The sequence below is a fragment of the Ruegeria sp. EL01 genome, from assembly GCF_900313035.1.
Lineage (GTDB): Bacteria > Pseudomonadota > Alphaproteobacteria > Rhodobacterales > Rhodobacteraceae > Ruegeria.
This window is the reverse complement of sequence record NZ_OMPS01000038.1, coordinates 98,540-117,494: the sequence shown is the minus strand read 5'-3', so window position 1 is coordinate 117,494 and position 18,955 is coordinate 98,540. Positions and strand designations below refer to the sequence as shown.

Sequence of the window (18,955 nt, the reverse complement as noted above, 5' to 3'; positions counted from 1 at the left end):
GTGACCGTTTCGATGCCCGCGCCGAAAAATGCGCGGGCATTGTCTTTTTTCAGCGGCCCAATTACGGCACAAGACCCGTAACCAATTTGAAGAGGCGCCGGTTTGACAACACCTATTTATGCCGTTGGCGATATCCACGGGCAGCTGGGCATGCTGCAAAACGCGCTGTCCCGTATTGAAGCGGATGGCGGGCTGGATGCGCGGGTCGTCTTTCTGGGGGATTACGTGGATCGTGGCCCCAACAGCCGCGAGGTACTGGACCTGTTGATTGCCGGGCAACAGGCCGGGCGTAACTGGATCATGGTCAAGGGTAATCACGACCGGATGATGGCTCGGTTCGTGCACGAGCGTGAGATTGCGGACAAGCAGTTGCCAATCACTCTGAACTGGCTGAACCCGCGTCTGGGCGGTCGGGATACGCTGGCGTCGTATGGCGTCGAAGTCACGGACAATGATCGCATCTATCAGGTCCATGAACGCGCCTGCGCTTCCGTGCCACCAGCGCATCTGGACTTTATCAATGCGTTGCCGAGCTATCATAACGAGGGTGAGCTACTGTTCGTCCACGCCGGCATCCGGCCCGGTATCCCACTGCCACAACAGTCCGAGGATGATCTGATCTGGATACGGCAGGAATTTCTGATGGACTCCGGCCCGCACCCCTGGCTGATCGTGCATGGCCACACACCTGTGGACGCGGCCGAACACTACGGGAACCGGATCAATCTGGATGCTGGTGCAGGCTATGGCCGCCCACTGGCCACCGCTGTGTTTGAAGACCGCCAGTGCTGGCTACTGACCGAGCATGGGCGGGTGTCTTTGACTCCTAACCCTTTGTGAACAGAGCTTTATAGCTGTCGCGCAGCACGTTCTTTTGAACCTTGCCCATCGTGTTGCGGGGCAATTCGTCCAGCATGATCAACTTGCGCGGATGTTTGAACCGGGCCAGTTCGGATTGAATATTAGCCAAGATGACCTCTGGGTCCGGAGAGTGGCCGGGTTCAGCCACCAGAATGCCTAGAACCGTCTCGCCAAAGTCCGGATGCGGTACGCCGATGACCGCGCTTTCCAAAACGCCGGGTTGGTCGTCCAGCACCAGCTCGACCTCTTTGGGATAGATGTTGTACCCGCCCGAGATGATCAGGTCTTTGCCGCGCCCGACGATGTGCACATAGTCGTCCGCATCCACACGGCCCAGATCACCGGTGATGAAGAACCCATCCTCGCGCAGTTCAGCGGCGGTTTTCTCGGGCATTTGCCAATAGCCGTCGAATACATTGGGGCCGCGCACCTCGATGATACCGATCTCGCCCTGTGGCAGGGTTTTGCCCGTGTCGGGGTCTGTGACCTTCAATTCCACATCCGGCAGAGGAAGCCCGACCGTTCCGGCGCGGCGTTCACCGTCATAGGGGTTCGACGTGTTCATGTTGGTTTCTGTCATACCATAGCGTTCGAGCATCCGATGACCCGTACGCCCCTCGAATCGCTCGTGGGTTTCGGCCAGCAAAGGGGCCGAGCCCGAGATGAACAGCCGCATATGCCGCGCCAGATCGCCGGTGAATCGGTCATCGTCCAGCAGGCGGGTGTAGAAGGTCGGAACCCCCATCATGGAGGTCGCCTTGGGCATCAGCCGTAGGATGTCATCCAGATCGAATTTCGGTAGAAAGATCATCGACCCGCCAGAAGCCAGGATGACGTTTGTCGCCACAAACAGCCCATGTGTGTGGAAGATAGGCAAAGCATGCAGCAGCACGTCATCTTGCGTGAACCGCCATTCGCGTACAAGTGTTTCCGCATTGGACAGCAGGTTGGCTTGCGTCAGCATCGCACCCTTGGATCGTCCTGTTGTGCCGGACGTGTACAAAAAAGCGGCCAGATCATCTTCGGACCTATTGACCGGTTCTAACTCAGGCAGCATTCCCAGCGCGCGACGCATCAGGCTGCCCGAACCATCGGCGTTCAGCGTTTTCAGACGGGCGTTTTGTGCTTGAGCGATAGGCGTTAACCTATCTTCGTCGGCTTGGTCGCAGACAACCAGAGACGCCTCGCTATTTTCGATGAAGTAGCTTAACTCCGACGTCGTGTAAGCCGTGTTCAATGGCAGAAAGATCAATCCCGTCTGCGCGCAAGCCGCATATAACGCGAGTGCTTCGGGGGATTTTTCGACCTGAACGGCCACGCGGTCACCGGGATCCAGCTCCAACCCTGTTAGCGCGTTGGCAATTCGAGAGGCCATGTCGAGAAATTCGGCGTGGGTCAGGGTGTGACCATCTGGAAGATGTAGAAATGGCGTGGTCTTGCCTGCGTGGCGCCCGAACAAGCGATCATACAGCGGGTTCCCCATCCCAATTCTCCTTTGGTCCTGATCCTGCCGAATCTGTCTTGGATTTGCTGGACGGTAAAGCCCCGAAATCGATGAAATTCAGGTGTTTTATATCTGTTTGATCCATCCACCTCTGGTGAAAATGCTGCACCTGCGATATGCGCATAACAGATTGTCGGAGACCGAAGATGTACGTTGCCACCCTACTGACCAATCCCGCCGCGCCGTCGCTTGAGGGCGCTCTGGTCGAGTCGCTACGAAATGCATGGGGTGGCGCGGATATCGTTTGGCTGAACCCTGATGAGGCGGCCGAATTTTCGGTGGCGGATATGCCGGCCAACCGCTGGGATGTCTGGGCGGATCTACAGGGCATGGGCGTCGATCTGATCCTTCAACCGGTCGAAGGGCGTCGAAAGAAAATGCTGCTGGCGGATATGGACAGCACCATGATCCAACAGGAATGCATCGACGAACTGGCCGATGAAGCTGGTGTTGGAGAACGTGTTAAGAACATCACTGCACGTGCCATGAATGGCGAGTTGGATTTCGAAGGCGCCCTGCTCGAACGGGTTGGGTTGCTGAAAGGTCTGGATGAGGCGGTGGTCGACCAGGTGCTGAACACGCGGATCACTCTGATGCCCGGTGGTCGGGAACTGGTTGCCACGATGCGCGCGGCTGGTGGCTATGCAGCACTTGTCTCAGGCGGGTTCACCGCGTTCACCGCCCGGGTGGCCGAGTTGTTGGGATTCGACGAAAACCGTGCCAACACCCTGCTGTCGGATAATGGGCAGTTGACCGGCGATGTGAAGCGTCCGATTCTTGGACGTCAGGCCAAAGTCGAGTCGCTGGAACGTATTACCGCGCATTTGGGCGTGTCAGAGGCCGACGTGATTGCGGTGGGCGATGGGGCTAATGATTTGGGTATGTTGGAACGCGCAGGAACAGGTGTTGCGCTGCACGCCAAGCCTGCGGTCGCGTCGCAATGTGACGTGCGGGTTAACCATGGTGATCTGACAGCGTTATTGTACGTACAGGGTTATGCCAGACAGGACTTTGTCAGCGCCTGACACAGCGCACTTTTCTTTATTTAACATTTATGTTAATAATTGGTTATGAACGCACTTCTGACCGCCTTTTCGGCCCTATCTGATGCCACCCGTTTTTCGATTGTCGAACAGTTGATGGAGAGCGGAGAGTTGCCCGTCGGCGAATTGATTGACGGCAAAGGCATGTCCGGAGCAGCCATTTCGCGGCACCTGAAAGTTCTGCGAGAGGCCGGGTTGGTCCAGCAGCGGGTGCACGGGACGCAGCGCATGTATTCAATCCAGCCCGAGGGTCTGCGTGCGATTGCCGAATGGACGATCTCGAAACGGCAGTTTTGGGAAGGCAGCCTCGACCGTTTGGGTGATATTCTGGAGGGGGAGAATTCATGGCCGACCTGAAACTGGAACGGGAATTTCCTGTCAGCGCTGAAACCTTGTTCGATTGGATCAGCGATGGCGCAAAGCTGTTGCAATGGTGGGGGCCCGAAGGGGTACACGTAACCGAACATGACCTGGATTTCTCACGCCTTGGGCCGTGGCATTCAGTAATGGAGAACGATGAAGGCCAAAGGTACAAAGTCTCAGGTCAGGTCACACATGTCGATCCGCCCAACTCGGTCGGATTTACCTGGGCTTGGCACGATAATCAGGACCAGCGCGGCGCAGAAAGCCACGTCACGTTCTCGGTTGCTGTAACAGAAAGCGGATCGCGTTTGGTCTTAGATCACCGCGAACTGGCAGATGCCGACATTGCAGGAAACCACGAACAAGGCTGGACATCATCGCTGCGCAAACTCGAAGCGAGTTGCAAATAGTTTTTATCAAGGAGAACTGAAATGCCCCAATATCTGTTTGTTTATCATGGTGGTACCACGCCAAGCGATCCCGCCGAAATCGAAGCAACCATGGCCGCCTGGGGCGCGTGGTTTCAGGGCATGGGGGATGCGCTGGACATCCCAGGAAATCCGGTTGGTCAATCCCACACCGTCAGCAGCAGCGGTGTTGTGGACAATGGCGGCGCCAACCCGGCCTCGGGCTTCACTGTGGTCAAAGCCGACAGCATCGACGCCGCGACCGAGATGGCCAAGGGTTGCCCTATGGTCGTGAACGGATCGGGTTCGGTCGAGGTCGCCGAGGTGCATGAAATCGAGATGTGACAACCCTAGCCGGGGAAACCCGGCGCTGGTCTGATCACGCCGCATTCCAGCCCGCGACGGCTGTATTGCGTCGCATTCATGAATTTGCGGGTGGCCGGGTGATCGGCCTCTAGCACCCCAAGGCTGACCAGAATGGCGGCGATTGCGCATTCGCTGGCGCGGGTTGTGCCGTCGGTGATCTTCAGCGCAACGCCCATCCGGTTTTCCGGAATGATGGCGACAAATACGGCTTCGGCCCCTGTCTTGATGGCGGCGCGGCCGTCCATTGCGCGCATCAATTCGGTACAGGCGCGGGTTTCCCCCGCGACCAGATCGGGGTGTTTGATCATGGCAGTCGTCAGCTGTTGCGCTGCATCGCTGGCGCGATCAGCCCTGTCGGCGGCCGACGCGAACCACGCCATCGACCGTGCCAACCCGGCCAGCGAGGTTGCAAAATTCGGGGCGGAACAACCGTCGATCCCGTAGCCCGGGCTGGTCTCACCTGTGGTTTCTTCCACCGCAGACAAGCAGGCTTGTTGCACGGGGTGGTCAATCTCGAGGTATTCCGGTCCGGCTCCCATATGCTGGGCCACGGTCAGAAATCCGCAATGCTTGCCGGAACAATTGTTGTGGATCTGGCAAGGCGTATCATCAGCCAGGATCAGCCCATCCCGTGCTGCCATATCGGCAGGCTCTTGCGGTCCGCAGCGCAGATCGGGCTCGGCCAGTTTCAGATGATCCAGCCAGGCAGACACGCGTTCAGTGTGAATCGCGGCGCCGTTATGGGATGCACAGGCCAGCGCCAGATGCTCGGTGTTCAGCCCGTATTTTGCGGCCGCGCCAGACGTAATCAGCGGCAAAGCCTGAATCATCTTGGCTGAAGATCGGGGATAGATGACCGACTGGGGATCACCCCAACTGCGCACGATTTGCCCGGTATCATCGCAGATCACCGCATGGCCCAGATGCAGGCTCTCTAGCAGCGATCCACGCCACAGTTCTGTCATCGGTACGGGCTGTGTCATCTGGACCTCCGGTTTTATGCGCAAAAAACTGCCAATCGCCCTTTCGCCTGTGGCGAAACCTGCGTTAGTGTGTGTATGTCGGCAATCATCGGGATGCGCAACGTTACAGACGAACCGACAGGGTTCGCAGCCATTTCCGATGGATAAGAGGTATAGGTCGAGCTAGGAGGCTGGACAATGGGATCAATGCTCGTCCGCGTGATCGCGGGCCTGTGTGTGGCGGGATTGGCCACAACTGCAATCGCTCAGCAGGCGACAAGCACCAACCGGGTTGCGGCAAAAACGGATTGGAGCGTTTTTGTCGAAGATGATCCCACCGAATGCTGGAGCGTATCTGCGCCCAAGGAAACCGTGAACACCAAGGGAGGTCGCGTTGTATCCGTACGGCGCAGCGACATCTTGCTGTTTGTGTTCTACCGCCCCAATGCCGAAGTCAAAGGCCAGGTCACGTTTACCGGCGGTTATCCCTTTGCATCCGGATCGACAGTGAACCTGACGGTCGACGGCAGCGAATTCGAGCTGTTTACCGAAGGCGAATGGGCTTGGCCGGCCACAGCTGCTGATGATGCCAAGATCGTCACCGCAATGAAGCGTGGCACCGAAGCTGTGCTGACGGCGCGGTCCGAACGCGGGACGCAGACCAAAGACACGTTCTCGCTGCTGGGTTTTACCGCCGCAATTGAAGATGCGGAAAAGCGCTGCACCAGCTAAACTAGGTTAACGCAGTGCCCGAGCCTCGTCTTTTTGGCGAGGCTTTTTTTGAATCAGATAGCCTCTGAAATAATGGAAAACCTTACGCGACGTCCGATTTTCGAATTGATCGGGATCAATGTGAAGCTCTGCCATTTCTGAACTAGTTGGTTCATACGCAAACAGGAGCTACCCGATGCTTAAGAAGTCTTTTGTCGTATTGCTGATGTTGTCCGCGCCCTTGCTGAGCGCGTGTGAGAATACCGGTGAAGCTTACCCCGTTAGTGGTGAACAGTGCGGCCCGGAAGATCCGGTGAAAACCCTTGACGCTGCCGATTGTAACGTACCGCCCGCAGGGGTTTGAGGCGTGGACCAAATCCGGATGTCAGTCGGATTTGGCGAAAGTACGTTCGGCCGGGGGTGCCGCTCCTCTGGCCGAGCTTCGTTTAGCCGCGCAGCCGTCGTTGTGCTAAGCTGCTATGAAAACGCGAATTCCAAAGGAGTATCGGACCATGCGCTGGGCCATTTTCGTCGTGTTTCTGCCGAGTGTCTTAGTAGCTGACCCGGCAATGGAATGTTCTGATGCAAGTTCGCAGGTCGAGGTCGGCGCTTGCGTTACTGAAATGGAAGGGCGCGTGAATGGCGCGTTGGAAGAAAGCTATTCTTTCGCCATTGCCGCAGCCAAAGAACTGGATGACGTGACCGGGCGGGTCGCGGCGCTACCTGCGCTGGAAGCTGCGCAAAACGCATGGGCCGCGTTCAGGGATGCGCAATGCGAGGCGGTTGGCGCCTCTTTCGGTGGCGGATCTGGTACTGGCATCGCAATTACGTCCTGCAGGATCGATTTGGGCCGCGCGCGCGTGGAAGAATTACTGCATTTTGCAAATTGATCGACACGAATTCTTTTGATCTTTGCGCGCAGTCCTATATAGAGGCGCATCCCAAGCCCGAAGCCCTGAGAATTTATCATGTCAGCCAAAGCGCCGATCACCCAAGACGTCATGACCATCCCCCGCAAACTGCCGGAGGGAAAGGTCAATCTTGTCGGCCTGACGCGCGACCGGCTACGCGACGTTCTGATCGAACATGGCACGCCTGAGAAGCAGGCCAAGATGCGGACAGGGCAGATCTGGCAATGGATCTATCAATGGGGCGTGCGCGACTTTGCCGAGATGACCAACCTCGCCAAAGCCTATCGCGCGCAACTGGCCGAAAGCTTCGTCATCGAAACGCCCGAGGTTGTGACGCGTCAGGTGTCCGAAGATGGCACGCGCAAATATCTGGTCCGCATCGCGGGCGGGCATGAAGTTGAAGTGGTCTACATCCCCGAGGATGATCGTGGAACGCTGTGCATCTCGTCTCAGGTCGGGTGCACGCTGACTTGTTCGTTCTGTCACACCGGCACCCAAAAGCTGGTGCGCAACCTGACGGCGGCTGAAATCGTCGGTCAGGTGATGATGGCGCGTGACGATCTGGACGAATGGCCAACTCCCGGTGCCCCCAAGGAAGAAACACGCCTGTTGTCGAACATCGTTCTGATGGGCATGGGCGAGCCGCTTTATAATTTCGAAAACGTCCGCGACGCGATGAAGATTGCGATGGACCCCGAAGGGATTTCCCTGTCCCGTCGCCGCATCACGCTGTCGACCTCGGGTGTTGTGCCCGAGATTGCACGCACGGCACAGGAGATCGGCTGCCTGTTGGCGATCTCTTTCCATGCCACCACGGATGAAACGCGCGATTTCCTGGTGCCGATCAATAAACGCTGGAACATCGAAGAACTGCTGCAAGCGCTGGCCAGCTATCCGAAAGTCTCAAACTCTGAACGGATCACGTTCGAATACGTGATGCTGGACGGGGTGAATGACAGTGACGAAGACGCCCATCGCCTGATTGATCATATCAAACGCCACAAAATACCTGCCAAGATCAATCTGATCCCGTTCAACGAATGGCCCGGTGCACCGTACAAGCGTAGCTCGAACAATCGTATTCGCGCTTTTGCGAACATTATCTATCAGGCAGGCTATGCCTCACCCATCCGCAAGACGCGAGGTGAGGATATCATGGCTGCCTGTGGTCAGCTGAAATCGGCGACCGAGCGCGCGCGCAAATCGCGCAAACAGATCGAAGCCGAGGCGGGATTGAAGGGGTAGCCCCGACTATGGGTCAATTCCGCCTGACAGATCAGATCTGATACATTTTGGTAGCTAATACAAGAATTGACGCCTCAAATCTGCGCACAAGGCAGTGAATGTGCCATGGCGAAATTGGCAAATTGCCTGATGATTGCTATTATCGCCTTTGTCGATCTACACGGCAAAACGGCGAACTGGTTTTCAGGTGGGCCACTATTATGACTATTGATTTTCAGCAGAATTTTCAAAGAACAGCGACCGCAATTGCCTTGCTTCTGGCTTGCGCAAACATGGCGATAGCCGATGAACAAGATGCCCATCTGGCGATTGAGAACCCAGCCGAGTTGAGCAAGGAAGAAGCTGAGGCGTTCTATCGGTCTTTGACCCGCCGCATGGCGCGGGGCTATGCGGCCGCCCGTCTGGATATGATCCGAAACTATCAAAATTGGCCGGTGTTCAACGATGCACCTTACATCTCGGCCACTCATGGGCAGCGCTACGTCAACAGCTATGCTAACCGGATGGCGCACAATTATGGCACCCTGCAGGAAGGCGAAGCCCTGCCAGCGGGCTCTGTACTTGCCAAAGACAGTATGACTGTCACAGACGAAGGCAATGTGCATCCCGGCGCTATGTTCGTGATGGAAAAGCTGCGTGAAGGCGCTAGCCCTGATACGGCTGACTGGCGGTACATCATGGTCTTACCGGACGGGTCGGTGTTCGGCGATACAACGGGCAATCGTTCCGCTGCAGTTGCCTATTGCCACGACTGCCACGAACAAGTCGCCGATCGCGACTATACTTTCTTTGTGCCGGAAGAATACCGGGTGGCAAACTAACTTCGACGAAAGCGCGCAGTGCCGATTACCTCAATCAAGGTATTGCGAACAGTGTCCGGCTGAGCGTCAACCGCGTTCAGCACCTCCCGAAGTTCGGCCCGTAAACAGTGCATCTGATCGATCAGAGAAATCATCATCGACAGCGCATCGGCTTCCATGTCGTATTGTTCATGCAACTCGCACGCCAGCTCAAGCCGCGCAACATCGATGCTCTGATACACCCAACCTTGTTCAGATTGTTCGGGGATCACGATTTCCGCGGCTAGATACTCTGATAAACGGTTCGACGTGAGGCGGGTTATGGTGGCGATCAGTTCCTCTTCAGTCAGGGTGCGGGTCATGACGGCATTCCTTTTCGCGGATCATAGCGATGCGTTTCGCGCCAGCTCTCCATGAAGGTTTTCAAGTCATCGTCAATTTTGTCGGGCACTGAGACAGTCAGCTCGATCAACTGATCCCCCCTGTCAGATGATCCGCGTTTTTTGACGCCTTTGCCGCGTAGCCGCAGGGTTTTGCCGCTGCTGGTTCCCGCTGGAACGTTGACATTAACGCCGCCGTCAATTGTTGGGGCGGGGACTTTGCCACCCAGAACGGCCTCGTCAATTGTGATGGGCAGCGTGATGTGTATGTCATCGCCCTGACGGTCAAACACTGGATGATCATCAACCGATACAGACACCAATGCGTCGCCCGGTGGGCCATCGCCATAGCCAGGCGCGCCTTTACCGCGCAGGCGGATGGTTTGGCCGTTGGTGATGCCAGCCGGGATCTTGACCTCGATCCGATCACCATCGGGTAGGGTCAGCTTTTGGCTGGCGCCAAAAACCGCATCCAGAAAGCTGATCTGAAGTGAATAGTTTAGATTGTGGCCCGGGGCGTGAAACTGATGGGTCTGCTGCTGCCCATGTTGCCCACGTCCGCGCATGAACTCGGCAAAGATGTCGGACATGTCATCCGGTTCGCCATAAGCAGCGCCCGAGCGATAGGGGTTTCCAGCGGCTTCAGCGTAGTCGCGATAGTATTGTTGCTGTGGCCGTTCCTGACCCGATGCGTCAATCTCGCCATTGTCATATCGGGTGCGGGTTTCCGGATCTTTCAACAGATCATAGGCTGCCGCGGCGGCCTTGAACTTTTCTTCTGCCGCGGCATCACCGGGTTTGAGATCCGGGTGACATTCCTTGGCGATTCGCCGATAGGCTTTCTTGATATCGGCAGCGCTGGCATCCTTTGGGACGCCGAGGACCGTATAAGGATCGTCGCTCATCTCACTCTCGCTGATGTGGTCAGGTCTGACCTTGATGAAAGTGTTTTATCACGTGATTTCAACAGGTCAAAATGAAGAAGGGGCCAAACAGCCTCGTAAATTTCCGCAGTTCTGTTAGAACTTACATGTTTCGAAGTGTTTATTGATGGAGGCTGACCCATGTCGCGCAGAATTAAGTCCGCTTTGGCCCTATTGGCCGGGAATGCCATCGGTTTACTTTTGGCGACACTGCTTTTGGCTGGGTTCTCGATCCGGCCGCTGTCCTTCATTATTGTGGTGATCGTCTTCACCTTGGTTCAGGTTGTGGCTGAGCCCTTGATCCTGAAGCTGGGTGAAAAGAGAGCGCCTGCGCTGAAAGGTGGGATCGCTTTGGTCGTCACATTTGTTGGGCTGTTGGCGACGGATTTGATCACATCAGGCCTGACGGTGGGTGGTATTTCAAACCTTTTGGCCGCCACCTTGTTGGTCTGGCTGGGCGCGCTGATCGCCAGCGTTGTTTTGCCGATCTATGTCTTCAAAGAACTGCGCGCTCCCAAGACTTGATTAAAGCGCGTTCAGGCTGGCTTCGAGCGCCTGCCAAAGCTCTTCAACAGGTTCGCAGCCGACAGAAAGGCGAACAAAGGCCGGATCGACATCATCCCCCCACCGGGCGCGGCGTTCGGCGGAACTGTGAACGCCGCCAAAGGAAGTGGCAGGACGCAATAGCGGACAAGTGTTGATGAACCGCTCGGCCTTTACCTCATCCTCCAGCGTGATCGACAGCAAAAACCCGAACCGGGTGGTTTGAGCCTGAGCAACTGCGTAAGAAGGATCGTCCAGCAAACCTGGGTAGCGGACTTGTTGCACCGCCTTATGTGCCTTGAAACGCTCGGCCAGAACCTGAGCGGAGGCGCACATCCGGTCAAAACGCACGTCCAGTGTCTCTAATCCGCGATGTAAAAGCCAAGCCTCATGCGGGCCCGGAATCGCACCGGACACCCGTCGCCATTCTTCGATCCGTTCCATGATCTGTGCGCTACGGCTGGCGACATGACCCATAAGAAGATCAGAATGCCCCCCCATCGCCTTGGTGTCGGAGGACACAACAATGTCGACCCCCAGATCAAATGGGCGCTGTCCCAGAGGTGTCAGTGTCGTGTTGTCGGCAATTGTAATACCGCCGGCTGCGCGGACTTCCCGCGCGACAGCGCCAAGATCAATCATATCCAAACCGGGGTTCGAGGGGCTTTCGACAAAAACCACATCGAAACCGTCAAACCCACCATCAGCGAAAGCCAAGGTGGGGCGTTCTTCGACCGAAACGCCGAGGTTTGACAGGAACCTGTCGGCCAGCAATCGCGTGACGTAGTAGCCATCCGACGGGATCAGAATTCGCGACCCGGCTTTGACGGTTGCAAACAAAGCGGCCGAAATCGCCCCCATACCAGATGGGAAGGTCAGACAGGGCGCGTTTTCCAGATGAGACAGCACATGCTCCAGATGTACCCATGTCAAGTTGTCGACACGACCATAGGTCGCGTGCCCATCCGGCGCGCCGGGCAGGTGGAACATGCTGCTTTGGGTCAACGGCAATGCCACTGGATCGCCCTTATCCAGCGCGTTGCCGCGCAAATGAAGCATCTCGCCTGACTTTGGGGGATTATTCATGAGATCAGCGTCCCGGAATCTCATCCCGAGGCGGGGCGGGTTCCCAGTTCTCGATGATGTCGAGTGCTTGCTGTGCCGTATCGACAAAGCGGAACAGATCCAGATCATCATCTGAAATCGTGCCAGCATCGGCCAGAGCTTCCCAATTGATCACCTTCTCCCAGAACTCTCGTCCGAACAGCAGGAAGGGAACACGTTCCATTCGCCCGGTCTGGATCAGGGTCAGGGATTCGAACAGCTCGTCCATCGTGCCGAACCCACCCGGGAAAATCGTGATCGCGCGGGCGCGCATCAGGAAATGCATCTTGCGGATGGCAAAGTAGTGAAAATTGAAGCTCAGCTCGGGCGTTACATACAGGTTCGGCGCCTGCTCGTGCGGCAGCACGATATTCAGACCAATGGAACAACCGCCTGCGTCCTGCGCGCCTCGGTTTCCTGCTTCCATCACACCGGGCCCACCGCCGGTGACAATCACGTTCTCATGGCCGCCGCTTTCATGCGACTTCTCGGTCATCAGCCGGGCAAATTCGCGCGCCTCGTCGTAGTATTGCGACAAACCGGCCAGTGTTTCGGTCCGCGCGGTGTGCTTTTGCGCAGGCTCAGGGATACGCGCGCCCCCAAACATCACGATGGTCGAGGTGATCTCGCGCTCGCTCATGATCATCTCGGGTTTCAGCAGTTCCAGTTGCAGGCGCACGGGGCGCAGTTCGTCCCGACACATGAAATCTTCGTCGGCGAAAGCAAGACGATAGGCTGAGGAACGTGTCTGTGGCGTGTCTGGAACCTCGCTCGCGGTCGAGCGGTCGGTTTGTGCATCGCGAAAGGGGCTGAGGCGGTCTTCTCTCATTGCTGGGGGTTCCCTGCTTGCGTGTTTTTCAAACAGCTATAGGGTTCGCAGGCAGAGTGCCAGTCACGGAAAGACAAGAATGAATTGGAAGTCGGAAATTAAGGCAGCGCGTGATCGCATCCAAGGATACGCACAGGTAACGCCGGTCATGGAAAGCGGCATTCCCGGATACCCGATTGAAATGAAGCTGGAACACTTGCAGCACACCGGCAGCTTCAAAGCGCGCGGAGCGTTCAACACGCTGCTGGGTTCTGATGTGCCAAAAGCAGGTGTGGTGGCTGCGTCGGGCGGCAATCATGGCGCAGCGGCAGCCTATGCCGCCCGCGCCCTGGGATACCCGGCGAAGATTTTCGTGCCAGAACTGGCAGGACCATCCAAAATCGCGCTGATCGAACAGATTGGCGCAGACCTGAGTGTGGTGCCCGGCGAATACGCCAACGCCCTGACGATGGCGCGCACGCACGAAGAAGATACTGGGGCGATGCAAATCCACGCCTATGACGCACCAGCAACAGTCGCCGGGCAAGGTACCTGTTTCGCAGAATGGGATGCGCAGGGTTTACAGGCTGATACTGTCCTGATCGCCGTTGGTGGCGGTGGCCTGATCGCCGGGGCGCTGGCCTGGTTTCAGGGCGCGCGCAAAGTGGTCGCGGTGGAACCCGAAACCTCATGTGCTTTGAATGCCGCGCTGAAAGCCAACGAACCGGTGGATGTCTCCGTGTCTGGCATTGCGGCCAATGCGCTGGGCGCGCGGCGGATCGGACAGATATGTTTTGGGCTGGCGCAGGACGTGACCTCTGTGCTTGTGCCAGACGCCGCCATTTCCCAGGCTCAAAAAGCGTTGTGGCAATCCCACCGGCTTCTCGTCGAACCGGCCGGGGCAACTGCCTTGGCTGCTTTGATGTCGGGAATGTATCAACCGGAACCGGATGAGCGGGTGGCGGTTTTGATCTGCGGTGGGAATGTCGCTCCGGATCCGTTCGCGACCTAGGCAAGCTGCTTTGTGAAACTCAGGTATCTGCCAAGTTTTGCAGTTTGAACGGGCGCTGACGCAATTCGGTTCGGCTACGTCGCATTGCGCCATGGGCCATGCTTGCGTATAGGCCAAACCAACGTGAACAGATTCTGCAGGGAGTACCCCCATGTCCAACGCACAATTGGAAGCCGCCATTGAAGCCGCCTGGGAGGCACGCGATACGATTACGCCAGCCACCACAGGCGAGCAGCGCGAGGCGATTGAGGACACTCTGAACGCGCTGGACGGTGGCGCATTGCGTGTGGCCGAAAAGCAGGGTGATGGCAGCTGGCATGTGAACCAGTGGGCCAAGAAGGCAGTTTTGCTGGGCTTCCGTATCAAGGACATGGAAATCCAAACTGGCGGCCCTCAGGACGGCGGCTGGTGGGACAAGGTGGACAGCAAGTTCGCCGGATGGGGTGAAAACCAATGGCGCGCCGCCGGTTTCCGGGCGGTGCCGAACTGCATTGTCCGCAAATCCGCGTATGTGGCGTCGGGCGTGGTCTTGATGCCGTCTTTCGTCAATCTTGGGGCTTATGTGGACGAAGGCACTATGGTCGACACCTGGGCCACCGTTGGGTCCTGCGCCCAGATCGGCAAGAACGTGCATCTGTCGGGCGGTGTTGGTATCGGCGGTGTGCTAGAGCCGATGCAGGCAGGTCCAACCATCATCGAAGACAACTGCTTTATCGGCGCACGTTCCGAAGTTGTCGAAGGCTGTATCGTCCGCGAGGGCTCGGTTCTGGGTATGGGCGTGTTCATCGGCCAATCGACCAAGATCGTCGACCGCGATACCGGCGAGGTGATGTATGGCGAAGTACCGCCCTACTCAGTAGTCGTTGCGGGATCGATGCCATCGAAGAACAACGTCAATCTGTATTGTGCGGTGATCGTGAAACGGGTCGATGAGAGAACGCGGTCTAAAACCGGGATCAATGAGCTGTTGCGCGACTGATCAAAGCACTGAGTCCCTGAATAGAAGCAGGCCGCCGCGGGAACGCAGCGGCCTTTTTTCTGTAACGCTGAACTTAAGAAACGAGGATAAAATAGGCGTTGTGTACCCGCAATGGAACGATGTTACCGTTCGCTCTAGCTGTTCAAATGGCCGCTTTCCTTATTCAGTGAATAAACCGCAATGTGTCAAACTCTTGCCGCCACGCCGAAACCTCAGCGCTGACTTTTTCGCCGTCCAACCCTCGGGTGATTAGGTCGGCCAATCGAGTCGCATCATCGACCGTCATGCCCCAACGAACCAGTTCCGGGGTGCCGATCCGCAGACCGTTCATGTCGCCTTTGACCGCAGTCGTGGGAAGACCAATGCCGCAAGCCAAGAAGCCGGTCTGTCGCAGTTTCCTGGACGCAGCCTGCCCCCCGCCGAAGGGTTCTGCCAAAACAGCGAACTGGTGCGAGTTGGTGAAACCCTCTGCGCCCCTGAAGACGATGGTGCCATTCGCGTCCAATGCCGCTGCCAGCGCTTGCGACATGGCGATCATTTCTTTCGCATAGACCTCGCCAAAGGTTTTCCAATCCAGCATCGTCACGGCCAACGCCGCCGTTTTTGCGGCGTCGAAATTGGCCGTCATACCAGGGAAAGCAATAGCGTCGAGCGCCTTGGCGATTTCGGCATCGTTGGACACGATCAAACCGCCCGCAGGGCCGCCCAGACTCTTATATGTGCTCATCGTCATGAAGTGTGCGCCCTCGGCAAGCGGGTTCGACCATGCGCGCCCGGCGATGATCCCACATTGATGGGCGGCATCGAACATGACCTTGGCACCGATCTCATCCGCGATTGCCCGGACTTCGGCCACAGGATGTTCAAAAAGGTTCAGACTGCCGCCGATAGTGATCAACTTGGGTCGCTCGGCCAGCGCCATCCCCCGCAAACGATCCAGATCGATCGTATAGCCGTCAGCGTTCACCGGAGCCTCAATCGTGCGCAGCCCATATAGTCCCGCGCAACCGGCAACATGGTGCGTAACATGACCCCCGATAGAGGCTGGCGGCGCGATGATCGTGTCACCTGCGTCGCAGGTCGCCATGAACCCATAGAGGTTGGCAATCGCGCCTGAGGGCACGCGGACCTCGGCGAATTGGGCATCAAAGACCTCGGCGCAGAGTTGGGCCGCGATCACCTCGATTTCTTCAATCGCTTCCAACCCCATTTCGTACTTGTCGCCTGGATAGCCCAAAGACGGACGCGAACCGATGCCCGAGGACAAAAGCGCCTCGGCCTTGGGGTTCATAACATTGGTGGCCGGGTTGAGGTTGAAGCACTCTCGTTCGTGGATCACACGGTTCTGTTCCGCCAATTGCCCGATCCGGGTCAGCACATCGGCCGAAAGTGCGGATGCTGTCTTGCCAGCAATATCCTGAACCAAGGTTTCGCTGGCGGCAGGCACCCAGCTTCGCCGTGCAAGTGTCATTGATCATCCTCCTGTTTGCTCCAATTTGTCCTTAATTCAATGACAGCGCAAAACAGATTTGCTAATTCTTGGCGTAGAAAAACTAAGGCTATAGCCATGAGTGTCATACCCAAACGCCCCAAGGGGCCTCCGCTAAACGCTATGCGCGCTTTTGAGGCCGCGGCGCGTCGCGAGAGTTTTGTCGCCGCAGGTGAGGAGCTGAACGTAACGCCAGGGGCGATCTCACAACATGTTAAGACTTTGGAAAGCTGGGCGGGCATGCCGCTGTTTCGCCGAAACGCACAAGGGGTAGAACTGACCGAAGCAGGTAAGTCGCTGGTGCCGGAATTTGCCTCTGCCTTTGATGGGCTGGCCGATGCCACTCGTGCCTTGCGGAACCTGAAACCCAACGCTGATTTCCATATCGCGACCCTTCCGTCGGTTGCGCAGCTTTGGTTACCCAAAAGGTTGAGTAAAGTCAGAATGCACTTGCCACAGATCAACTTCTCGGTAACCGCGCTTGAAGAGCCGCCAAGCCTTTCCCGGGAATTGTTCGACTTGTCGATCTTCTTTGGTGTGCCAGATGGAATATCAGATCAGGTTTGTGTTTGCCCCGATGAGATAGCTCCAGTTTGTGCGCCTGCGCTCAAAGTTCGTGGTACCGAGCTTTATTCTGCTCCGCTGTTGCACGATCTGACTTGGGTGAATGATTGGGCATTCTGGTCTGAGACGACCTCAGTGTCGCTGAAAGACCCCCAATGTGGCCCGCATTTTTCTCTCTACAGCCTTGCAGTCGAAGAGGCGAAAGCAGGCGCGGGCGTGCTGATGGGCCACTTATGTTTGATTGAAGAGGCTCTTATATCCGGTTCACTGGTGCCCGCACATGATAGATCTTGCCGCACAGGTCGCTCACTTCTCGTTGACGTGCCGCATCAATCCAGAAAAAGACCTGAAACGGATTATGTGGTCGGGTTGCTGTCTCAGGAACTATAGCCAAAGCGTTCTTTCGTGCAGAGCACTGTATTCTGCACATTGAGGGCCAAGCAGGCATCGGCAATGTATCAACGGTTGAACTTGACCGCGATCAGGCATGGGGCTAAGGCCCGCTCTATGGAAAAGCAAAAGAAACCCTCGCGTCAGCAAGTCTACACCCTGTTGGTTCAGATCGGCCGCAAGGACGGTGATGGTCTGCCCGAGGGTGCGACAGGGGCGGCTTTGATGTGCTTTGCCAGCGGTGTGGACGAGGCCGAGGCCGTGCGTGAAACCGTGGCCATCCTGAAACAAGCCGACACGGCGCCTCTGGATGTGACAGGTTATGGAACACTGGCCGAGCGTGAGTCGCAGGGGCATGAGATCGATCCGGACGAGCGCGGCTTAATGCAGCGCGCATTGGACGAAAATGCAGTTATCGTCGCACAGATGACGCCGTTTTTCGGAGACGAGGCTAAATCCTAGTTTCGGTTGCCGAACCACTTGCGGTAAATCTCGTCATAGGTGCCGTCCTCACGCAAGGCGAGAAGCGCCTGGTTTACATCTTCCACCAGTGGTGAGCCACTTGGGAAGGCGATGCCGTAATTCTCTCTTAGGAAAATCCCGCCAGTCATTGTGGCCATCTGGCGACCTTCATGGGCTGTGAAGTAGGACAGGATTGGTGCGTCAAAGACCACTGCATCGAGTTCCTCTGCTTTGAATGCAGTCAACATTTCATCAAGCCCGGGGTAGCCAGAGAATTCGATTTCGCGGCGGTTTAGAAAGCTTGCGGCAGTGGATTCCGAAATTGTACCGACGTTTTTGCCATACAGATCATTTACCGAGTTCACATTGCCAGTGATCGCATCGACCGTCATGACCGAGGTGATGCGCGCCGTAAATACCGATACGATAAACAGGGATGAGACAACCAGTACAACGCCGAGCAGCCTGCCAAAGGGGGTGCGCGGCATCCGTTCTTCAAAGCCACCATTCACAACCAGGTTGAGCGCCCACCAGAAGGACGGAAACCATGCTTCGTTCAGATTGCGATCGAAATAGGGTTGGGCACGGCGTTCGAACCCCCACATCATCATGCCTCCGCCCAGCAGGATCGCAAAGGCGAGGCCAATGGCGATAAACAACTCTTGGGACAGTAGTGCCTGGAGCAAGGATGGTCGCCGCGCGGCATCCGATGGCACCATGATCTGCAACCCGGCCTCAAAAATCGGCTGAGTGAAATCCATCTGTGTTTCACGCTTGGCCGTGATCGAGATATTGGCAATCGCCATATTCGCAGATCCGTCTTGAACCGCGTCGAGCATCTCGGCAAAAGACCCCACGCGATTGACGGAGTATTCCCAGTTCAAAGACACGGCCAATGCCTGAAGCAGGTCCATCGAAAAACCAGTCTCGGCCCCGTCTTCAACATAGGAAAACGGGGGCCGGGTCACAGTCGTGACCGTTAAGGACTGAGCCAGGCTTTGCTGTGCAAGAACGGCGAAAGTCAGGCAGATCAATCCGAAGAGAGAGCGCTTCATATTCATATTACCTGTTTCGCGGCCCTCTAGCGCGATTACGTGGCGACGGGCAAGGTCGCCGCTAGGTCAAGTT

At 56.8% G+C, this 18,955-nt stretch carries 23 protein-coding genes; 15 read left to right on the top strand and 8 right to left on the bottom strand.

Translation table 11 applies throughout. The annotated features are described in order from the left end of the window. Positions 1–102 precede the first annotated feature (102 nt). Complete coding sequence (locus D9K61_RS15570) at positions 103–840, top strand: metallophosphoesterase family protein (RefSeq protein WP_120634111.1); 738 nt, start codon at positions 103–105, stop codon at positions 838–840. On the opposite strand, the gene D9K61_RS15565 is transcribed toward D9K61_RS15570, so the two are convergent. After that, positions 827–2,344 (bottom strand): malonyl-CoA synthase, encoded by a 1,518-nt coding sequence (locus tag D9K61_RS15565; RefSeq protein ID WP_120634110.1) that lies wholly within the window; start codon positions 2,342–2,344, stop codon positions 827–829. The genes D9K61_RS15570 and D9K61_RS15565 overlap by 14 nt on opposite strands. Positions 2,345–2,511: 167 nt before the next feature. Here D9K61_RS15565 and serB point away from each other — a divergent pair, with 167 nt between their 5' ends. The 4 genes from serB to D9K61_RS15545 are packed head-to-tail and all read left to right on the top strand — an operon-like array spanning position 2,512 to position 4,523. Then, the gene (serB, locus tag D9K61_RS15560) at positions 2,512–3,390 is read left to right on the top strand and encodes a phosphoserine phosphatase SerB (protein WP_120634109.1); all 879 of its coding nucleotides are present in this window, start codon (positions 2,512–2,514) and stop codon (positions 3,388–3,390) included. A gap of 45 nt (positions 3,391–3,435) precedes the next feature. Continuing rightward, entirely contained in the window at positions 3,436–3,765 is a 330-nt protein-coding gene (locus D9K61_RS15555) for a helix-turn-helix transcriptional regulator (RefSeq protein ID WP_120634108.1), read from the top strand. Further along, positions 3,753–4,181: an SRPBCC domain-containing protein gene (locus D9K61_RS15550; RefSeq protein WP_120634107.1), complete on the top strand. Its 429-nt coding sequence runs from the start codon at positions 3,753–3,755 to the stop codon at positions 4,179–4,181. The genes D9K61_RS15555 and D9K61_RS15550 overlap by 13 nt, the downstream gene beginning before the upstream one ends. A 21-nt stretch (positions 4,182–4,202) precedes the next feature. Beyond that, positions 4,203–4,523, top strand: a complete 321-nt coding sequence (locus tag D9K61_RS15545; RefSeq protein ID WP_120634106.1) for a YciI family protein — start codon at positions 4,203–4,205, stop codon at positions 4,521–4,523. Between the two features lie 5 nt (positions 4,524–4,528). Here the strand turns inward: D9K61_RS15545 and D9K61_RS15540 are convergent, their stop codons facing one another. Then, positions 4,529–5,527, bottom strand: coding sequence for an asparaginase (locus D9K61_RS15540; protein WP_120634105.1), 999 nt, complete (start codon positions 5,525–5,527; stop codon positions 4,529–4,531). Positions 5,528–5,704: 177 nt separating this feature from the next. Between D9K61_RS15540 and D9K61_RS15535 the strand changes: the two genes are divergently transcribed. The 5 genes from D9K61_RS15535 to D9K61_RS15520 all read left to right on the top strand — a co-directional run bounded on the left by D9K61_RS15535 (position 5,705) and on the right by D9K61_RS15520 (position 9,194). Continuing rightward, positions 5,705–6,238: an invasion associated locus B family protein gene (locus tag D9K61_RS15535; RefSeq protein WP_120634104.1), complete on the top strand. Its 534-nt coding sequence runs from the start codon at positions 5,705–5,707 to the stop codon at positions 6,236–6,238. Between the two features lie 175 nt (positions 6,239–6,413). Continuing rightward, the gene (locus D9K61_RS26995; RefSeq protein WP_162946917.1) at positions 6,414–6,581 is read left to right on the top strand and encodes a hypothetical protein; all 168 of its coding nucleotides are present in this window, start codon (positions 6,414–6,416) and stop codon (positions 6,579–6,581) included. Positions 6,582–6,729: 148 nt separating this feature from the next. Then, entirely contained in the window at positions 6,730–7,107 is a 378-nt protein-coding gene (locus D9K61_RS15530) for a lysozyme inhibitor LprI family protein (RefSeq protein WP_254055798.1), read from the top strand. 78 nt (positions 7,108–7,185) lie between these two features. Next, entirely contained in the window at positions 7,186–8,373 is a 1,188-nt protein-coding gene (gene rlmN / locus D9K61_RS15525; RefSeq protein WP_120634103.1) for a 23S rRNA (adenine(2503)-C(2))-methyltransferase RlmN, read from the top strand. Positions 8,374–8,573: 200 nt separating this feature from the next. After that, positions 8,574–9,194, top strand: coding sequence for a cytochrome P460 family protein (locus tag D9K61_RS15520; protein ID WP_120634138.1), 621 nt, complete (start codon positions 8,574–8,576; stop codon positions 9,192–9,194). Here D9K61_RS15520 and D9K61_RS15515 read toward each other — a convergent pair. Together D9K61_RS15515 and D9K61_RS15510 are read right to left on the bottom strand one after the other, a co-directional pair. Next, the gene (locus D9K61_RS15515) at positions 9,191–9,535 is read right to left on the bottom strand and encodes a hypothetical protein (RefSeq protein ID WP_120634102.1); all 345 of its coding nucleotides are present in this window, start codon (positions 9,533–9,535) and stop codon (positions 9,191–9,193) included. The two genes, D9K61_RS15520 and D9K61_RS15515, sit on opposite strands and share 4 nt — an antisense overlap. After that, positions 9,532–10,458 carry a DnaJ C-terminal domain-containing protein gene (locus D9K61_RS15510; protein WP_120634101.1) on the bottom strand — a complete coding sequence of 309 codons (927 nt, stop codon included), beginning with the start codon at positions 10,456–10,458 and terminating at the stop codon, positions 9,532–9,534. Before D9K61_RS15510 ends, D9K61_RS15515 begins: the two co-directional genes overlap by 4 nt. A gap of 159 nt (positions 10,459–10,617) precedes the next feature. On the opposite strand from D9K61_RS15510, the gene D9K61_RS15505 reads away from it, so the two are divergent. Further along, a complete protein-coding gene (locus D9K61_RS15505; protein WP_120634100.1) occupies positions 10,618–11,001 on the top strand; it encodes a hypothetical protein in 384 nt (127 codons plus the stop codon). On the opposite strand, the gene D9K61_RS15500 is transcribed toward D9K61_RS15505, so the two are convergent. Further along, positions 11,002–12,105, bottom strand: coding sequence for a cystathionine gamma-lyase (locus tag D9K61_RS15500; protein ID WP_120634099.1), 1,104 nt, complete (start codon positions 12,103–12,105; stop codon positions 11,002–11,004). Between the two features lie 4 nt (positions 12,106–12,109). Continuing rightward, positions 12,110–12,952 (bottom strand): TIGR00730 family Rossman fold protein, encoded by an 843-nt coding sequence (locus D9K61_RS15495; RefSeq protein ID WP_120634098.1) that lies wholly within the window; start codon positions 12,950–12,952, stop codon positions 12,110–12,112. A gap of 79 nt (positions 12,953–13,031) precedes the next feature. Between D9K61_RS15495 and D9K61_RS15490 the strand changes: the two genes are divergently transcribed. Together D9K61_RS15490 and dapD are read left to right on the top strand one after the other, a co-directional pair. Continuing rightward, positions 13,032–13,943, top strand: coding sequence for a threonine/serine dehydratase (locus D9K61_RS15490; RefSeq protein ID WP_120634097.1), 912 nt, complete (start codon positions 13,032–13,034; stop codon positions 13,941–13,943). Between the two features lie 151 nt (positions 13,944–14,094). Further along, on the top strand, positions 14,095–14,922 hold the full coding sequence (gene dapD / locus D9K61_RS15485) for a 2,3,4,5-tetrahydropyridine-2,6-dicarboxylate N-succinyltransferase (RefSeq protein WP_120634096.1): 828 nt from the start codon (positions 14,095–14,097) through the stop codon (positions 14,920–14,922). 163 nt (positions 14,923–15,085) lie between these two features. Here dapD and glyA read toward each other — a convergent pair whose 3' ends face one another. After that, the gene (glyA, locus tag D9K61_RS15480) at positions 15,086–16,393 is read right to left on the bottom strand and encodes a serine hydroxymethyltransferase (RefSeq protein ID WP_120634095.1); all 1,308 of its coding nucleotides are present in this window, start codon (positions 16,391–16,393) and stop codon (positions 15,086–15,088) included. 96 nt (positions 16,394–16,489) lie between these two features. Between glyA and D9K61_RS15475 the strand changes: the two genes are divergently transcribed. Both D9K61_RS15475 and D9K61_RS15470 read left to right on the top strand, forming a co-directional pair. Further along, entirely contained in the window at positions 16,490–17,365 is an 876-nt protein-coding gene (locus D9K61_RS15475; RefSeq protein WP_120634094.1) for a LysR family transcriptional regulator, read from the top strand. Positions 17,366–17,482: 117 nt separating this feature from the next. After that, positions 17,483–17,827 (top strand): hypothetical protein, encoded by a 345-nt coding sequence (locus D9K61_RS15470; RefSeq protein ID WP_120634137.1) that lies wholly within the window; start codon positions 17,483–17,485, stop codon positions 17,825–17,827. On the opposite strand, the gene D9K61_RS15465 is transcribed toward D9K61_RS15470, so the two are convergent. After that, positions 17,824–18,882: a transporter substrate-binding domain-containing protein gene (locus tag D9K61_RS15465; RefSeq protein WP_120634093.1), complete on the bottom strand. Its 1,059-nt coding sequence runs from the start codon at positions 18,880–18,882 to the stop codon at positions 17,824–17,826. The two genes, D9K61_RS15470 and D9K61_RS15465, sit on opposite strands and share 4 nt — an antisense overlap. Between the last annotated feature and the right edge of the window lie 73 nt (positions 18,883–18,955).

Bases quoted from the DNA above. Each gene is read 5' to 3' on its own strand.
- D9K61_RS15565 (WP_120634110.1), bottom strand. From the start codon at position 2,344: ATGGGGAACCCGCTGTATGATCGCTTGTTCGGGCGCCACGCAGGCAAG.
- serB (WP_120634109.1), top strand. From the start codon at position 2,512: ATGTACGTTGCCACCCTACTGACCAATCCCGCCGCGCCGTCGCTTGAG.
- D9K61_RS15555 (WP_120634108.1), top strand. From the start codon at position 3,436: ATGAACGCACTTCTGACCGCCTTTTCGGCCCTATCTGATGCCACCCGT.
- D9K61_RS15550 (WP_120634107.1), top strand. From the start codon at position 3,753: ATGGCCGACCTGAAACTGGAACGGGAATTTCCTGTCAGCGCTGAAACC.
- D9K61_RS15545 (WP_120634106.1), top strand. From the start codon at position 4,203: ATGCCCCAATATCTGTTTGTTTATCATGGTGGTACCACGCCAAGCGAT.
- D9K61_RS15540 (WP_120634105.1), bottom strand. From the start codon at position 5,527: ATGACACAGCCCGTACCGATGACAGAACTGTGGCGTGGATCGCTGCTA.
- D9K61_RS15535 (WP_120634104.1), top strand. From the start codon at position 5,705: ATGGGATCAATGCTCGTCCGCGTGATCGCGGGCCTGTGTGTGGCGGGA.
- D9K61_RS26995 (WP_162946917.1), top strand. From the start codon at position 6,414: ATGCTTAAGAAGTCTTTTGTCGTATTGCTGATGTTGTCCGCGCCCTTG.
- D9K61_RS15530 (WP_254055798.1), top strand. From the start codon at position 6,730: ATGCGCTGGGCCATTTTCGTCGTGTTTCTGCCGAGTGTCTTAGTAGCT.
- rlmN (WP_120634103.1), top strand. From the start codon at position 7,186: ATGTCAGCCAAAGCGCCGATCACCCAAGACGTCATGACCATCCCCCGC.
- D9K61_RS15520 (WP_120634138.1), top strand. From the start codon at position 8,574: ATGACTATTGATTTTCAGCAGAATTTTCAAAGAACAGCGACCGCAATT.
- D9K61_RS15515 (WP_120634102.1), bottom strand. From the start codon at position 9,535: ATGACCCGCACCCTGACTGAAGAGGAACTGATCGCCACCATAACCCGC.
- D9K61_RS15510 (WP_120634101.1), bottom strand. From the start codon at position 10,458: ATGAGCGACGATCCTTATACGGTCCTCGGCGTCCCAAAGGATGCCAGC.
- D9K61_RS15505 (WP_120634100.1), top strand. From the start codon at position 10,618: ATGTCGCGCAGAATTAAGTCCGCTTTGGCCCTATTGGCCGGGAATGCC.
- D9K61_RS15500 (WP_120634099.1), bottom strand. From the start codon at position 12,105: ATGAATAATCCCCCAAAGTCAGGCGAGATGCTTCATTTGCGCGGCAAC.
- D9K61_RS15495 (WP_120634098.1), bottom strand. From the start codon at position 12,952: ATGAGAGAAGACCGCCTCAGCCCCTTTCGCGATGCACAAACCGACCGC.
- D9K61_RS15490 (WP_120634097.1), top strand. From the start codon at position 13,032: ATGAATTGGAAGTCGGAAATTAAGGCAGCGCGTGATCGCATCCAAGGA.
- dapD (WP_120634096.1), top strand. From the start codon at position 14,095: ATGTCCAACGCACAATTGGAAGCCGCCATTGAAGCCGCCTGGGAGGCA.
- glyA (WP_120634095.1), bottom strand. From the start codon at position 16,393: ATGACACTTGCACGGCGAAGCTGGGTGCCTGCCGCCAGCGAAACCTTG.
- D9K61_RS15475 (WP_120634094.1), top strand. From the start codon at position 16,490: ATGAGTGTCATACCCAAACGCCCCAAGGGGCCTCCGCTAAACGCTATG.
- D9K61_RS15470 (WP_120634137.1), top strand. From the start codon at position 17,483: ATGGAAAAGCAAAAGAAACCCTCGCGTCAGCAAGTCTACACCCTGTTG.
- D9K61_RS15465 (WP_120634093.1), bottom strand. From the start codon at position 18,882: ATGAAGCGCTCTCTCTTCGGATTGATCTGCCTGACTTTCGCCGTTCTT.